Here is a 12,936-nt window from a genome sequence, read left to right on the forward strand (position 1 = left end):
TCGGCGCCATGCCAATCCAGTTCATCGTTGGCACCCCCACCCCTAGCCCCTCCCCACAAGGGGGAGGGGGATAGGCGCAAGGGGCCGTTATTCCATCACGCCGCCACGCCTCCGCCCTCGGTCTTCAGCCATGCCGCGCCGCAGGCTTTCGCCAGTTCGCGGACGCGCAGGATGTAGCTCTGGCGCTCGGTGACGGAGATCACGCCGCGGGCATCGAGCAGGTTGAACATGTGGCTCGCCTTGATGCACTGGTCGTAGGCCGGCAGCGCCAGGAGATGGCGGTTGTCGTTGGAGCTTGGGCTAGGCTCGCCGTCCGCCAAATATTTGCGGCAGGCGGCCTCCGCATCGCGGAAGTGCCGGAACAGCATCTCAGTGTCGGCATATTCGAAGTTGTGGCGGGAGAATTCCTGCTCGGCCTGCAGGAAGACGTCGGCGTAGGTGACCTTCTTCTCGCCGTCGAGGCCGTTGAAGTTGAGGTCGTAGATCGACTCGACGCCCTGCAGATACATGGCGAGGCGCTCGAGACCATAGGTCAGCTCGCCGGCGACAGGCGAGCACTCGAAGCCGGCGACCTGCTGGAAGTAGGTGAACTGCGACACTTCCATGCCGTCGCACCAGCATTCCCAGCCGAGGCCCCAGGCGCCGAGCGTCGGGCTCTCCCAGTCATCCTCGACGAAGCGGATGTCGTGGAGCGAGGTGTCGATGCCGATGGCCTTGAGCGAACCGAGATAGAGATCCTGCAGGTTCGGCGGGCTCGGCTTCAGGATGACCTGGAACTGGTAATAATGCTGGAGCCGGTTCGGGTTCTCGCCGTAGCGCCCGTCCTTCGGGCGGCGGGAGGGCTGCACATAGGCCGCGCGCCAGGGCCTCGGCCCGAGCGCCCGAAGCGTGGTGGCCGGGTGGAAGGTGCCCGCGCCCATTTCCATGTCGTAGGGCTGGAGGATGACGCAGCCCTGTTCGGCCCAGTAGCGCTGGAGCGTGAGGATCAGGCCCTGGAAAGAGCGCGCAGGGTTCATATGCGCGGGTTCGCTCGTCATATCGGCGTCCGGTTCGTCTCGAAAATGGCAGGCGAACCCTTGGGATGACGGGCGGCCCAAGTCAAGCGTTGGGTAATCCCAACCTCCGCGCTGTCATTCCGGGGCGCCGAAGGGGAGCCCGGAATCCATAAACACAACGCACTTAGGAAAGGGCGACCAGCGTCGTGCCTCTTCCTGGGATATCAGCGGCTATGGATTCCGGGCTCCGCTGCGCGGCCCCGGAATGACAGCGGGGGACTTCCAGAGCCACAGAGCGTCTAAAGCCCCAGCCGCGCCCAGGCGGCCCGTTCCTCGAGGGCGCCGACGATCTCGTGGGGATCGATCAGGCTGCTCTGGCCGAGGGACCGTCTGCCGAGGAGGCGGCCGAGCAGCGGCGGGCGGGCCGGCTCGATCATGCGGAACTGCACCTTGTCGCCGAAGCGCTGGCGCAGGATAGTGCGGATGTCGCCAAGGCCGTCGATGAGGCCGAGATCGAGGGCTTCCGCCCCGACCCAGAAGGCGCCCGAGAAGAGGTCGTCGTAGGAATCGTTGAGCTTCTCGCCCCGGCGCTCGCGGACGAGTTCGGCGAAGACGTCGTGGATCCGGCGCTGGAGGCCCTTCAAGCGCACCACGTCGTCCGGGTTCTCGGGCCGGAACGGGTCGAGCATCGCCTTGCTCTTGCCGGCCGTATGCACCCGGCGCTCGACGCCGATGCGCTCGATCAGCTCATGGAACCCGAAGCTCGCCGAGACGACGCCGATGGAGCCGACGATGGAGGCGGGATCGGCATAGATCTCGTCGGCCGCGCAGGCGATCATGTAGCCGCCGGAGGCCGCCGCATCCTCCACGAAGGCGATGACGGGAAGCTTCTTCTCCTCCGCGAAGGCGCGGATGCGCTTGAAGATCAGATGCGACTGCGCCGCAGATCCCCCCGGCGAGTTGATGACGAGCGCCACCGCCTTCGCACCGGGCACCGAGAAGGCCCGCTCGAGCAGGGGCGCCACGTTCGCCATGGCGAGCCCCTGACGGAAAGGCATCACGGCGCCGATGGCGCCGGACAGGCGCACCACCGGCACGATCGGGTACGGATGGTGGGTGCGGAACTTGCCTGGAAGGAGGAATTGCAGGCGTGCGGGGAGCATGGAGGAAACGGATGTTGAAGCCATGATCGATATGTAGGGTGTATGGCCCGGCTTCCCAAGATGAACGTATCGTTAGGGAAATTGTCGGGCTTCGTTCAGTTAGGATGATTTAAACCCTCACCATGGAGAAAAGCCCCGTCATGACGCCGGATCGTTCCGGCCCATCGGCGGAGGTGAGGAGAGAAAGAATGCGTAAGCTCGTCTTCGGTCTTCTTGGTTTTGCGGCCCTTGGCGTCGGCGCCCTCTCGGTGCAGCCGGCCGCTGCCCAGCCCTATTATCCCGGCTATGGCTATCGCGGCCCGGCGGTCGAATATCGCTATGGCCGCCCGGCACCGGCGGTGCGTGTCCAGTACGGGCGCCCCTATTACGGACGCCCCTATTACGGACGTCCCTATGGGGGTTATCGCCCCGTCCGCCCCGTGCGCCGCTGCTGGGTCGAGTCCCGGCGGGCCTGGAACGGCTATCGCTGGGTGCGCCGTCCGATCGAGGTCTGCCGCACGGGCGGCAGACCCGGCTACCGCTATTGAGTTGAAGAGAGGGCGCCTCGTGGCGCCCTCTTTCATATGAGGGTTGCCTCGCCCTGGTGCAGCGCCTCGGCCTGAGGCGTGAAACGCCCATCGGGCCCGTTCAGGATCAGCGGCGGCAGGATGGCCAGCGGAGCCCGGCTGCCTTTGACGCCGGAGAGCAGAACGCGGATCGCCGGCCTGTCGGCGTCCGGATGCACGACGCGAATCTCGAGGCTTCCTAACCATGTCTCCAGGATTTTAAGGCATTCGGAGACCCGGTCCGCACGATGGATCAGGACCAGCCGCCCCTTCGGCTTGAGAAGTCCCGCACAGGCCTTCAACCACGATTCGAGGCCGCCGGCCGGCAGGGCATGGGCCGCCGCCCGGCCCTTGTCCGGCGAGATTCGCGCCTGCCCCTCTTCCAGGAAGGGCGGGTTGGTGAGGACGAGATCGGCGCTCTCGGGCTGCAGCCCTGCCGCAAGGCGCGAAGCTTTGTCGAGCACGTCGGCAACGGCGACTTCTCCCGTCACATCGTTGTCCCGGCAGTTTCGGCGGCAGAGTTCGGCGAGCGCGGGGTCGCGCTCCACAAACACGAAGCGGGCGTCCTGCTGCCTTTCCGCAACCATCAGCCCGACGGCCCCGGTCGCCGCGCCCACATCCATCACCACGTCGCCGGGCCTTACCGGAGCCGAGGCGGCCAGCAGCACCGCATCGGTGCCGGCGCGGTGACCCTTGGCAGGCTGGTGCAGGCGAACGCGCCCGCCGAGCAGCAGATCCTCGGTGACCTCAGGCATGACGCAATTCGCCTTCGAGCCCTGCATCGGCGATCAGGCGACGGGCCTGCGCCAGATGATCGTCGGGCACCAGGATCCGGCGCGGAAAGACGCCGATCATGCCCTCGAGGGCGTTCATATGCGCATCCGCGACGAGAACGGGGATATTGGCGTTTTCCAGGAGGGATTGTAGGAAGCCGACCAGAACGAGATCGTTGGTTCGGACGATTTCGACCATCGGCTTGAGATCCTTCCCTTGCGGTAAGCGTTTGCCTTGCAGCATGGAAAGTGCCATGCCAGTTCATATTCCTACCGGCCATCCCGGCCGGCAACCCGGGCAGTGACAGTGGGCGTCGTCGTTCCGTTCGAAGACAAGCATCCCGAGAAGAATGCGAGCATCGAGAAGCTCGTCTCCCTTGTGGCCTCCGATATGGAACGGGTCAATGCGATGATCCTGTCGCGCACGGGCTCGGATGTCACGATGATCCCCGAGGTGGCGAACCACCTCATCTCTTCCGGCGGCAAACGCTTGCGCCCCATGCTGACGCTCGCCACCGCCGGTCTCTCCGGCTACGAGGGCGACGGGCATGTGAGGCTCGCGGCCTCCGTCGAGTTCATGCACACCGCCACCCTCCTCCACGACGACGTGGTGGACGAGAGCGACATGCGCCGGGGCAAGATCGCCGCGCGAATCAAGTGGGGCAACGAGGCGAGCGTGCTCGTCGGCGACTTCCTCCTCGGCCAGGCCTTCCGCATGATGGTGGAGGTGGGCTCGCTGCGGGCGCTGGACATCCTTTCCGCCGCTGCGACCGTGATCGCCGAGGGCGAAGTGATGCAGCTCGCCGCCGCCAAGAACACCGAAACCACCGAGGACGAATACCTCGCCGTGATCCGCGGCAAGACGGCGGAACTCTTCGCCGCCGCCTGCGAGGTCGGGCCCGTGATCGCCGGTCGTCCCAAGGCCGAGCAGGCCGCCTGCCGTTCCTACGGCATGAATCTCGGCATCGCCTTCCAGCTCGTCGACGACGCCCTCGACTACGGCGGCAAGGCTGCGACGCTCGGCAAGAACGTCGGCGACGATTTCCGCGAGGGGAAGATCACCCTTCCCGTCGTCCTGTCGTTCCGGCGCGGCTCGGACCAGGAACGCGCCTTCTGGAAGCGGGTGCTCGAACAGGGCGACATCGAGGATGCGGATCTCGAACAGGCTATCGCCATCATGCGCCGCCACCGGGCGCTCGAAGACACCGTCGAGCGCGCCCGCCATTACGGCGCCATGGCTCGCGACGCGCTCGCCCTGTTCCCGTCGAGCCCGATGAAGCAAGCGCTTCTCGATGCGGTCGAGTTCTGCATCGCCCGGGCGCATTGAGCATAGCAGGCCTGTTCTTTTTACAGAACGAAACGGTTGACAGAAAATCCTGCCGCGGTAAAACCAATGTTGTCGTGAGGCGGCATTCACCACCTCATGGCCGCGGTGATTTGAGACGAGCAGCTTGCCCCGCGTGATCAAAAGCTAAAGCGCCGCGGGCGAATCTTGCCTCGTGGTTCACGAGGATCGATGGCTATGACGCGCCTTTTCATGCCTTCCCATCAGCACTTCCCGGCTGAGCGCTGTCGTCGCATCGCGGCCTGAAATCTCCCAAACCGCTCGAACAACCTGTCCGGCTTCGAATTGAAGCCGCGGCGAACTTTGTCTGAAAGAGACCTCCCATGTCCGTTTTCACCCGCCGTACCCTGTTGTCCGCCACCGTCGCACTCGGCGCCGTCGCTGCACTGCCGGTTTTTGCTCAGCAGAAGAGCATCAAGGTCGGCGTCATGGCCGGCGCCGAGGAAGAGGTGGCGCAGGTCGTGAAGAAGGTCGCGGCCAGCAAGGGCCTGAACGTCGAGCTCGTGCCCTTCTCCGACTACGCCCTCGTCAACGAGGCGCTGGAGCGCAAGGACCTCGACGTCAACGCCTTCCAGCACAAGCCCTATCTCGACGCGCAGATCGCGGCCCGCGGCTACAGGATCGTGCCAGTCGGCTTCACTTTCGTGCAGCCCATCGGCCTCTATTCGAGCAAGGTGAAATCCGTCGCCGACCTGCCGAAGAATGCGAAGATCGGCATCCCGAACGATCCGAGCAACGGCGGCCGCGCGCTCAACCTGCTTGCCGCTCAAGGCTTGATCAAGATCAAGGACGGCCAGGGATTGTCGCCGAGCCTGCTCGACATCGCCGAGAATCCGAAGGGCTTGAAGTTCTCGGAACTCGATGCGGCGCAGCTACCCCGCGCCCTGCCCGATCTCGATGCCGCCGTGATCAACACCGACCACGCCCTCAATGCCGGCCTCGACATCCGCAAGGACACGATCGCAATCGAAAAGCGCGAGGGCAATCCTTACGCCAACTTCGTCGCCGCCCGTCAGGGCGACGACCGTCCCGAGATCAAGATCTTCGTGGAATCCTATCAGTCTCCGGACGTCGCGAAATTCCTGGAAGAGCGCTTCAAGGGCGCGATCATCCCGGCGTGGTAAATGGCCTCTTCTCCCCTCCCCCTTGCGGGGAGGGGCAGGGGTGGGGTGCGGCGACTGGGTGATCGCTTGCCATGTGATGCTGTAATCACTTTGGCGTTTCGTCGATGAAGCGCAGTGCTCCGACTTCGCGACCCCCACCCTTCATCCCTCCCCGTAAGGGGGAGGGAAACGCGCCGGCCCTACCGAAGGCTTGTCGCCTTCACCCACCAATCCGGCCGCTCGCGCCGGACCTGCTTTCCGGCCTCGGCGGCCACCGTGCAATCGTCGTAGAGCCCGAACACCGTGGCGCCCGAGCCTGACATGCGCGCCAGGCGGCAGCCGGATGTCGCCCGTAGCAGAGCGAGCGCGTCGCCGATCTGCGGCAGCAATGTGAGAGCGGGCGGTTCGAGATCGTTGCGGGCAGCCTTCAGCGCCGCGAGTAGCTGTTGCGCGGACGGTGTCTCAAGCACCGGATGAGCGACGTCAAACAGCTCCTGCCCCGGCTGCAGATTCAGCGTCCTGAACACGGCGGGCGTCTCGACCGGAACGTGCGGATTGACCAGCACCGCGAACAGGCGCGGCAGGTCGAGCGCAGGTCCCACCGCCTCCCCCACGCCGCGCATCATCCGGGCTGTCGGCTCCAGGCAGACGGGCACATCGGCGCCGGTCAGGCGCGCTGCTTCACGCATGCCGGCATGAGACAGCGGCAACCCGTTGAGGCGGGCGAGCAGGCGCAGAGCCGCGGCGGCATCCGAGGACCCGCCGCCGATCCCGGCTGCAACGGGCAGGCGCTTGGTCAGATGGAAGGTGCCGACCTTCAACCCCTCCACGCGCTCCATCAGAAGACGGGCGGCTTTCAGGACGAGGTTGTCGGCGTCGCTTCCGGCCAAAGGCGCCGTCGGCCCTTCGATGGTCAGAGCCAGATCCGAGCCGGGCTCGAGCCGCAGGTCGTCCCCCGTGCCGGCGAAGGCGACGAGGCTTTCCAGCTCGTGATAGCCGTCCGCCCGCCGCCCGAGCACATGGAGCGTCAGGTTGATCTTGGCGGGAGCCCGGGTGGCAAGCGGCTGCGGCATGGCGCTTCCATGCCCGAGCGCGGGGCGGATGGGAAGAGCTGCCGTATCAAGCTCCCCTACTCGAACCTCGTCCTGAGAAGCTGACTCGTAAAACTCTCGCCTCATCCTGAGGAGCCACGAAGTGGCGTCTCGAAGGAGCCTCCAGAGCACACTGGAGACGCCCTCGTCCTTCGAGACAGATTGCTGGCGCAATCCCCTCAGGATGAGGGCTTGAGGGTCAGAAACCCTTTCGAGCCAAACTCAGGAAGAGGGCTCAGGTTTTTGAAACTGGTCCCGACAACGAAAATGGCCGGGACGAGCCCGGCCATTATGCTGAGAGCAGCGTGTCCTACCCGCCGTTGTGCTTCGGCGCCTCCGGCGGGGGAGCGGGCGCGTTCTCGGCGGCGGCCGGCTTCGGATCCTCTTCCAGGCCGTTGTCGATCTTCTTGAGGATCTTCACCAGCTCTTCGTGCTCCGGATCCGAGGTCTTGGCGTGGTCCCATTGGAACTTCGCCTCGACCTTGCGGCCGACCTTCCAATAGGCATCGCCCAGGTGATCGTTGATGGTCGGATCGCCCGGCTTCAGCTCGACGGCCTTTTCCAGTTCGCGCGCGGCGTCGTCGTAGCGGCCCATGCGGAAATAGGCCCAGCCGAGCGAGTCGATGATCATGCCGTCGCGGGGCGCGAGCTCCACGGCCTTCGTGAGCATCTTGAAGGCCTCGTCGATGTTCATGTTCTGGTCGACCCAGGAATAGGCGAGGTAGTTCATCACCTGCGCCCGGCCGGCCGGCAGTCCCTCTGGGACGAGTTCGAGGGCCTTCTTCAGATCGGCCTCCGCCTTGTCCCACTGCTTGGCGCGCTCATAGGACGTGCCGCGGTAGAAATAGAGGATCCAATGGCCGCGCTCGGGCTGGCCGATCAGTTTGATGGCCTTGTCGTAGGTCTCGGCGGCCTCGGCGAACTTCTTGCGCGAGCGCTGCACGTTACCGAGCGCCATGACGACCTCGACATCGTCCGGGCGCTGCTTCATGAGCGTCTCGAGATGGGCGATGGCGTCGTCGCCGCGCCCCATCAGCTCGAAATTATGGCCGATGGAGATATCGGCGCTCGGCCGCACGGGCGAATCCTTGGGGATGCGCTCGAAGATCGCGTTGGCCTTGTCGTATTGCTTCAGGCGCTCGTAGACGTCGCCGAGGGTGACGAGGGCGAGCGGATGATCGCCCTTCAGGTCGAGGCCGAGGCGCAGGTAGATGATCGCCGTCAGCTCGTCCCCTTGGGTGTTGCCGACGACGCCGAGGCCGTAGAGCAGCTCGGCCGCTCCGTCCTGCGCATTGGTGACGAGCGGCGGGAGCGGCTTGTCCTCCTCCAGCGCCTTCATGGCGGAGCGAACGACGGGATGGCGCGGGGCGACGTCGTCGAAAGCCTTGTAGATCTTCAGGGCCTCGTCCTTGCGGCCGCGCTTGGCCAGGAAGCGGCCATAGGCATCGACCACCTGGAGCGTGTTGCGCTCGCCCTCATAAGCGGCCTTGAAGCGCTTCTCGGCTTCAGTGGAGTTGCCCACCACATCGGCGATGAGGGCGGCGTGGTATTCGCGGAATTGGTCGAAGGCGCGCTCGTTCTTGAGCTTGTCGACGGTGGCGAGCGCCTGCTTGCCGTCCTTGGAGCCGGCATAGGTCCAGGCGGTCAGAAGCGTGGCCGTGAGGTCCGCCTGGCGGCCGCGCATGCCTTTCGAGAGGCGGGTGCGGGCATCGGCGTATTTCTGCCCCTTCAGGGAGCGGACCGCGAGGGCGAACTGCGCCAGGTTGTTCGACGGATCCTGCACCGAAAGGCGCTCGGCCGCACGGATGGCCTCGGTCATGGAGCCGTTGGCGAGGAAGGCGACGAAGGCGCGCTCCAGAAGCTCCTGATTGCGGGGATCCTCCTGGATCGCCTCGCGGAAGAAGATCGTCGCAGCCTCTGTGTCCCGCGCGGAGCCCGCCACATAGGCCGACAGGAAATTGCCTTCGAGGCTCTGGGCGGGCCTCAGCATCTCGTCCTCGGCCGTGTTGGCGACTGCCGGGACCGCCAGGAGGCTGGCGGTCATGAGCAGCAGTGCAGGCAGGCCCTTGCGGGCCGAAGGCAGTTTCAAAATGGGCACGAAGCGCGGCTCCAGTATCGCAACATCTTAAGGTTGGAGATGTGCGTCAAATCAGGCCGGAGAATGGCGTCTCCCTCCGGCAGCCGCAAGGGGACAATTGCCGCTGGGGTGTAAAAGGCGCGTGAGGGACGCTTCTTCCCTCCCCCTTGCGGGGAGGGATCGAGGGTGGGGGTCGCAAAGTCGGAGCCCAGCGTGATATTCGGACTGCCCGAACACCTCTACAACGCGTCCCGGCTGGCGGACTCACCCGGTCGTTCCACCCCTACCCCTACCCCTACCCCTACCCCTACCCCTCCCCGCAAGGGGGAGGGATAATAGCCTCACATATTCACATAATTCGGTCCGCCGCCGCCTTCCGGCGTGACCCAGTTGATGTTCTGGTTCGGGTCCTTGATGTCGCAGGTCTTGCAGTGGACGCAGTTCTGGGCGTTGATTTGGTAGCGAACACCCCCCTCGCCCTCGACCCATTCATAGACGCCGGCTGGGCAGTAGCGCTGCGAGGGGCCGCCATAGACATCGTGCTCGGACGCCTTCTGCAGGCCCATGTCCTTCACCTTGAGATGGACCGGCTGGTCCTCCTCGTGGTTGGTGTTCGACAGGAACACCGAGGACAGCTTGTCGAAGGTGAGCACGCCGTCGGGCCGGTCGTACTTGATCGGGGTCACCTGATCGAGCGGCAGCGTGCAGGCATAGTCCGGCTTGCCGTGCTTCATGGTGCCGAAGGGCGACCAGTTGAAGATCTCGGTCAGCCACATGTCGAGGCCCCCGAGCGCCACGCCCGCCGCCGTGCCGTAGCGCGACCAGAGCGGCTTCACGTTGCGCACCCGCTTCAGATCGTAGCCGATGGGCGAGGCACGCCAGGATTCCTCGTAGGCCGAGACCTCGTCGTTGGCCCGCCCCGCCTGCAGGGCGGCGAAGACGTAATCGGCGCACAGCATGCCCGACAGGATGGCGTTGTGGCTGCCCTTGATGCGCGGCACGTTCACGAAGCCGGCCGAGTCGCCCACAAGGCAGCCGCCGGGGAACGACAGGCGCGGCACCGATTGCCAGCCGCCCTCCATGATCGCCCGCGCGCCGTAGCCGATGCGCTTTCCGCCCTCGAACACGTCGCGCACCATCGGATGCGTCTTGAAGCGCTGGAACTCGTCGAAGGGCGACAAGGTCGGGTTCTTGTAGTTGAGATGAACCACGAAGCCGACCGAGACCAGATTGTCTTCGAAATGGTAGAGCCAGGAGCCGCCGCCGGCATTGTTGGGCAGCGGCCAGCCCATGGAATGGCGCACGAGGCCGGGCCGGAAGTGCTCCGGCTTGACCTGCCACAGCTCCTTGATGCCGATGCCGTATTTCTGGTGGTCGCGGCCCTGGTTCAGGCCGAAACGCTCGACCATCTGCTTGGTGAGCGAGCCGCGCGCTCCTTCGCCGAAGATCGTATACTTGGCGCGCAGCTCCATGCCGCGGGTGAAGTTGGCGTTGGGCTCGCCGTCGCGGCTGATGCCCATATCGCCGGTGGCGACGCCGACCACCTTGCCGTCCTCGACCAGCACCTCTGACGCCGGGAAGCCGGGATAGATCTCGACGCCGAGCTCTTCCGCCTTGCGGCCGAGATAGCGGGCGACGTTGCCGAGCGAGCCGACGAAATTGCCGTGGTTGTTCATGAGCTTGGGCATGAACAGGTTGGGCATCTTCACGCCGCCGGCGTGTCCCAGATACATGAACTCGTCGGCCGTGACTTCCGTCTTGAGCGGCCGGTCGGGATCGGAGCGCCATTCCGGCAGCAGGCCGTCGAGGCCGATCGGGTCGATCACCGCGCCGGAGAGGATGTGGGCGCCGACCTCCGAGCCTTTCTCGACCACGACCACGGAGATCTCCGTTCCCGCCTCGGCCGCCTTCTGCTTGAGGCGGATTGCGGTGGCCAGGCCTGCGGGACCCGCGCCCACGACGACGACGTCGAACTCCATCGATTCACGAGCGGGCAGATCGGACATGGCTTCCTCCTGGTACGCAGTTCAACGCCATAAATGACAGATAGTTTACATATGAACCATCTGTCCGATTTCTCAAGTCGTTCTAACCAAGCACCTCTCCTAGCCGCATTACGGCGGAGCCGAAAGTTCCGTTTCCGCATAAGGTCATACGGAAACTCAATTATCGCAGTCAGGTCGCGAAGCAGGGATCGGGTCGCATAAGGCGATCAGCCGATGGATAACACCATCCCAAGTTGTTCTGCAGGTCCGAGAGGTCTAAAAAGAAGCATGCCGCAGCATCCCAATCACGCCGCGTCCTACACGCTTTTCGAGACATCCATCGGCCTCTGCGGGCTGGCTTGGAACGAGCGCGGAATCATCGGATTTCAGCTTCCCGAGGACGATCTATCCAGGATGCACGGCCGCATCGCCAGACGCTTTCCCGGCATCGTCGAAGCCACTCCCCCGCCGGACATCCAGGGCGTCGTCGCCGACGTGACGGCTCTGCTGCAGGGCGAAGCGCGCGATCTGTCCGCAGTGTCCCTGGACATGGAGGGCGTGCCGGACTTCGACCGCCGCGTCTACGAGATTGCCCGCGGCATTCCGCCGGGCCGCGTGCTGACCTACGGCGAGATCGCATCCCGGCTCGGGACCGACAATGCCCGGGCGATCGGCCAGGCTCTCGGGCGCAACCCATTCGCCATCATCGTCCCATGCCACCGGGTCGTGGCGGCGGGCGGCAAGCTTGGAGGCTTCTCGGCCCATGGCGGCACCACGACCAAGCGCCGGCTGCTTGCCATCGAAGACGCAAGGCGCGACGAAAGCCCGACCCTTTTCGATTTGATTTCGTGAGGTCAGGCTCCCCGAAGCCCTCCTCCCCTTGTGGGGAGGGAGAATGAGCCAAATTCCGAGAGCAGATCCGTCGGTTCTCCTGCAGGCTTCAGTTGTCCACATCCATCCGGATGCTTACATAGACTCCATGCAGGATCTCCCTTCCGACCGCGATGCTCTCCAGGCGCTGCTTGACTTCCATGTCGAGGCGGGCGTGGATCTCGCGCTCGATGAGACCCCGCACAACCGCTTCGCCGAACCCAAGGCCGAGCGCGCGCCGGCCAAGGCTCCGGCTCAGGCTTCCGCGTCCAAAGCCTCCCCCGCCTCCGCTCCCTCTCCCCGCGCCCTGCCCAAGGCGGCCGCGGGCGCGCCGGAAGAGGTGGCGAACATGGCCCGCGAGCAGGCGCGCCATGCTGGGTCCCTGGCGGAGCTCGAGGCGATCCTGGCCGGCTTCGACGGCTGCACCCTGAAATTCTCGGCCAAGAATCTGGCCTTCGCGGACGGCAATCCGGAGGGCCGCGTGATGCTGGTGGGCGAAGCGCCCGGCGCCGACGAGGACCGGATCGGCAAGCCCTTCATGGGCCGCTCCGGCCAGCTGCTCGACCGGATGCTCGCCACCATCGGGCTCGACCGTTCGGACGTCTACGTCGCCAACATCGTGCCTTGGCGCCCGCCGGGCAACCGCACGCCGACGCCGCAGGAGGTGGCGATCTGCAAGCCGTTCATCGCGCGGCAGATCGAGCTGGCGAGCCCGGAATTCGTCCTCTGCCTCGGCGGTCCAGCCGCCCAGAACCTCTTGGGCATCAAGGACGGCATTCTCCGGTCCCGTGGACGCTGGTATCATTACAAGACCGAGGACGGACGCGAGATCCGCGCGCTGCCGACCCTGCATCCCGCCTATCTCTTGCGACAGCCCCTGCAGAAGCGGCTCGGCTGGCGGGATTTCCAGGCGCTGCGGCGGGCTCTCGACGGCAGGGAATGAGGCGCTCTTCCGGAGCCGTTCCGGAACCGGTTCATATGCTTAAGCC

Annotated in this window: 12 protein-coding genes; 5 read left to right on the forward strand and 7 right to left on the reverse strand. The window is 65.3% G+C overall.

Translation table 11 applies throughout. The features are described 5' to 3' along the window. Window positions 1-95 precede the first annotated feature (95 nt). Both BB934_RS05870 and BB934_RS05875 read right to left on the reverse strand, forming a co-directional pair. Window positions 96-1,037, reverse strand: coding sequence for a glycine--tRNA ligase subunit alpha (locus BB934_RS05870; protein WP_099508794.1), 942 nt, complete (start codon window positions 1,035-1,037; stop codon window positions 96-98). Between the two features lie 257 nt (window positions 1,038-1,294). Next, a complete protein-coding gene (locus tag BB934_RS05875; protein ID WP_237050199.1) occupies window positions 1,295-2,182 on the reverse strand; it encodes a S49 family peptidase in 888 nt (295 codons plus the stop codon). A 164-nt stretch (window positions 2,183-2,346) separates the two neighbouring features. On the opposite strand from BB934_RS05875, the gene BB934_RS05880 reads away from it, so the two are divergent. Next, entirely contained in the window at window positions 2,347-2,685 is a 339-nt protein-coding gene (locus BB934_RS05880) for a hypothetical protein (protein WP_099508796.1), read from the forward strand. A 32-nt stretch (window positions 2,686-2,717) separates the two neighbouring features. Here the strand turns inward: BB934_RS05880 and BB934_RS05885 are convergent, their stop codons facing one another. Continuing rightward, on the reverse strand, window positions 2,718-3,458 hold the full coding sequence (locus tag BB934_RS05885; RefSeq protein WP_099508797.1) for a tRNA1(Val) (adenine(37)-N6)-methyltransferase: 741 nt from the start codon (window positions 3,456-3,458) through the stop codon (window positions 2,718-2,720). Then, window positions 3,451-3,675 (reverse strand): putative signal transducing protein, encoded by a 225-nt coding sequence (locus tag BB934_RS05890; protein ID WP_099512649.1) that lies wholly within the window; start codon window positions 3,673-3,675, stop codon window positions 3,451-3,453. The genes BB934_RS05885 and BB934_RS05890 overlap by 8 nt, the downstream gene beginning before the upstream one ends. Before the next feature lie 108 nt (window positions 3,676-3,783). Here BB934_RS05890 and BB934_RS05895 point away from each other — a divergent pair, with 108 nt between their 5' ends. Together BB934_RS05895 and BB934_RS05900 are read left to right on the forward strand one after the other, a co-directional pair. After that, complete coding sequence (locus tag BB934_RS05895; RefSeq protein ID WP_099512650.1) at window positions 3,784-4,803, forward strand: polyprenyl synthetase family protein; 1,020 nt, start codon at window positions 3,784-3,786, stop codon at window positions 4,801-4,803. A 341-nt stretch (window positions 4,804-5,144) separates the two neighbouring features. Further along, window positions 5,145-5,945 (forward strand): MetQ/NlpA family ABC transporter substrate-binding protein, encoded by an 801-nt coding sequence (locus BB934_RS05900; protein ID WP_099508798.1) that lies wholly within the window; start codon window positions 5,145-5,147, stop codon window positions 5,943-5,945. Window positions 5,946-6,124: 179 nt separating this feature from the next. Here the strand turns inward: BB934_RS05900 and BB934_RS05905 are convergent, their stop codons facing one another. The 3 genes from BB934_RS05905 to BB934_RS05915 form a co-directional block, all read right to left on the reverse strand. Further along, window positions 6,125-6,997, reverse strand: a complete 873-nt coding sequence (locus BB934_RS05905; protein WP_099508799.1) for a 4-(cytidine 5'-diphospho)-2-C-methyl-D-erythritol kinase — start codon at window positions 6,995-6,997, stop codon at window positions 6,125-6,127. 328 nt (window positions 6,998-7,325) lie between these two features. Beyond that, entirely contained in the window at window positions 7,326-9,113 is a 1,788-nt protein-coding gene (locus BB934_RS05910) for a tetratricopeptide repeat protein (RefSeq protein WP_099508800.1), read from the reverse strand. A 320-nt stretch (window positions 9,114-9,433) separates the two neighbouring features. Further along, window positions 9,434-11,098 carry an electron transfer flavoprotein-ubiquinone oxidoreductase gene (locus tag BB934_RS05915; RefSeq protein WP_099508801.1) on the reverse strand — a complete coding sequence of 555 codons (1,665 nt, stop codon included), beginning with the start codon at window positions 11,096-11,098 and terminating at the stop codon, window positions 9,434-9,436. A gap of 267 nt (window positions 11,099-11,365) precedes the next feature. Between BB934_RS05915 and BB934_RS05920 the strand changes: the two genes are divergently transcribed. Continuing rightward, window positions 11,366-11,929, forward strand: a complete 564-nt coding sequence (locus tag BB934_RS05920) for a methylated-DNA--[protein]-cysteine S-methyltransferase (protein WP_099508802.1) — start codon at window positions 11,366-11,368, stop codon at window positions 11,927-11,929. Window positions 11,930-12,056: 127 nt separating this feature from the next. Further along, the gene (locus BB934_RS05925) at window positions 12,057-12,890 is read left to right on the forward strand and encodes a uracil-DNA glycosylase (protein WP_099512651.1); all 834 of its coding nucleotides are present in this window, start codon (window positions 12,057-12,059) and stop codon (window positions 12,888-12,890) included. The last annotated feature ends 46 nt before the right edge of the window (window positions 12,891-12,936 follow it).

Source organism: Microvirga ossetica (assembly GCF_002741015.1).
In the GTDB taxonomy this organism is placed as follows: Bacteria; Pseudomonadota; Alphaproteobacteria; order Rhizobiales; family Beijerinckiaceae; genus Microvirga; species Microvirga ossetica.